The sequence below is a fragment of the Bacillus sp. JJ675 genome (assembly GCF_036963165.1).
Classification (GTDB): Bacteria; Bacillota; Bacilli; order Bacillales; family Bacillaceae; genus Bacillus; species Bacillus glycinifermentans.
In genome coordinates, this window is record NZ_JBALMR010000102.1 from 1 (window position 1) to 2,415 (window position 2,415).

Annotated in this window: 2 protein-coding genes and 1 pseudogene; 1 reads left to right on the forward strand and 2 read right to left on the reverse strand. The window is 49.8% G+C overall.

Annotation, left to right across the window (positions count from 1 at the left end; all coding sequences use genetic code 11):
- Nucleotides 1-40 precede the first annotated feature (40 nt).
- On the reverse strand, nt 41-478 hold the full coding sequence (locus tag V7126_RS22340) for a BrxA/BrxB family bacilliredoxin (protein ID WP_046133030.1): 438 nt from the start codon (nt 476-478) through the stop codon (nt 41-43).
- Nucleotides 479-618: 140 nt separating this feature from the next.
- Between V7126_RS22340 and V7126_RS22345 the strand changes: the two are divergent.
- A pseudogene (locus V7126_RS22345) lies at nt 619-1,521 on the forward strand (YegS/Rv2252/BmrU family lipid kinase).
- A gap of 25 nt (nt 1,522-1,546) precedes the next feature.
- Here V7126_RS22345 and V7126_RS22350 read toward each other — a convergent pair.
- Nucleotides 1,547-2,415 (reverse strand): dihydrolipoamide acetyltransferase family protein (locus tag V7126_RS22350; protein WP_335499300.1); only part of this gene is annotated, 869 nt, incomplete at its 5' end.

A 2,415-nucleotide genomic window follows, 5' to 3' on the forward strand; every position in this document is an offset into this window, starting at 1 on the left:
CTTTAGGGGAGCATATCACATGCCGGCAGGCTTTTGTTCATTATACTTCTTCGCAGTACTCCTCAAACAATCCCTGAAGCTTCGTGATGACGGCCATCGGTTCATAGCCCTCAATCTCATGGCGCTCGACCATTTTTACAATCTTGCCGTCCTTCAGCAATGCAAATGACGGGGAAGACGGCGGATATCCTTCAAAATATTCGCGCGCCCTTGCCGTGGCCTCTTTGTCCTGGCCCGCAAACACCGTCACGAGATGATCCGGCCGCTTATCATAGTGGACGGCGTGATAGGCGGCAGGCCTTGCAATTCCTCCGGCACAGCCGCAGACGGAGTTCACCATCACGAGCGTAGTCCCTTTTTTCGCCAATGCTTCGTCTACTTCTTCAGCCGTTTTTAATTCCTTGTATCCGGCCGCTGTGATCTCCTGCCTGGCCTGGCGCACAACATCGTTCATAAACAAATTAAAATCCATGTTCACTTTGAGTCCTCTCCTTTTTCATCGTCTTTTTTAATGATACTTTGAAACCGTTCATACCGCAAATCACGCGTCTTAAAGGTTTAGTGCGGGGAACAATCGGGGAAACCTATAAAAAGAGACGAAAGAGACAGGTGAGCCATATGAACAAAAGGAAAGCCATGCTGATTTACAACGGCAATGCCGGACAAAAAAACATCAAAAAAACGCTCGGCACAGCCGTTCCGATCCTTTCCGAATACATAGATGAGCTGATCATCAACCCGACGAGGCAAAAGGGAGATGCTTTCCGCCTATGCCGGCATATCGGAGAAGGCGTTGACGAATTATATATTTTAGGCGGGGACGGCACAGTCCACGAATGCATAAATGGCATCAGCCCGCTTTAGTCGAAACCCGCGATCGGGATATTGCCCGGCGGGACCTGCAACGATTTTTCAAGAACGCTTGAAATTCCGCAAAACATCGAAAAAGCGGCCGAAGCGCTGGTACACGGGGATAAAGCCGCCGTAGATGTGCTGAAAGCAAATAATCATTATTGTTTAAATTTTTGGGGCGTGGGCTTTATTACAGAGGCTTCAAGCCACATCAATCAAACCGAAAAGGCGCTCCTCGGAAGAATCAGCTATTTTACGAGCGCATTGCGGACGATCCCGAAGCTCAAGCCTTTCCCATGCAAACTGACCATCGACGGAGAGGAACTGACAGATGAAGCCGTGATGGTGTTGGTGCTGAACGGGCAGTTTATCGGAACGAACCGTCTGCCCCTCCCCAAAGCCACAGCTACTGACGGAAAGGCGGATGTACTCGTTTGCCGGAATACCAGCCTCTCGGCATTAAAGGAACTTCTCTCCATGGATCAGCCTGAATGGGAAACGTTCGAAGGAGATCTGTCTTATTTTCAGGGAAAAACGATCAAAGTGGAAACCGCTGAAGAAATGGACGCCGATACAGACGGTGAAATTTATTCCAAGGCGCCGGCGGACATTAACGTGCTGAACGGCCATCTCCGCATGCTCGTTCCGGGCGTCAACAGAAAAAGCTGACCGGAAAGGGTCAGCTTTTTTATATTCAATAAACGGATGTATGTTCATCGATGTGTTCAAGGATGTCTTTCACACGGGCAAGAAATCTTCCGCAAATAAGACCGTCAAGCACTCTATGGTCAAGCGATAAGCATAAATTGACCATATCCCTGACGGCGATCATACCGTGGTCCATCACAACGGGACGCTTGACGATCGATTCCACCTGCAAAATCGCCGCCTGCGGATGATTGATGATGCCCATCGACTGGACAGAGCTGAAAGAACCCGTATTGTTAACGGTAAACGTTCCGCCGGTCATATCATCGCTTGTCAGCTTGCCGCTCCGCACCTTATGGGCCAAGTCCGCGATTTCTCTTGCAATGCCTTTAATCGTTTTTTCATCGGCATGCTTAATAACCGGCACATACAATGCATCTTCCGTCGCCACGGCAATCGAAATGTTGATGTCCTTTTTCTGAATGATTTTATCGCCGGCCCACATGCTGTTCATTTGCGGGAATTCTTTCAGCGCTTGGGCAACCGCTTTGACGAAGAAAGCAAAAAAGGTTAAATTGAAGCCTTCTTTCTTTTTAAATTCGTCTTTGATGTGATTGCGGTAGCTGACAAGGTTTGTGACATCGACTTCCATCATCGTCCAGGCATGAGGGATTTCATGCTTGCTTCTGACCATATTGGAAGCAATCGCATTGCGGATGCCTGTGACAGGTATTTCAATGTCGCCTGCTGCCGTTTCCGGAGCCTTTGTTTCAGCAGCTTTCGGCGCGCGGGCCGCAGCCGTTTTCTGCGGTTCTGCCGGCTGTTTTTCCGCTGCCGCGCCTTGAACCGGAATGCCGCCTGATGCAATGATGCGCTGGAGGTCTTTGCGGGTGATCCGCCCGCCGGCTCCTGTTC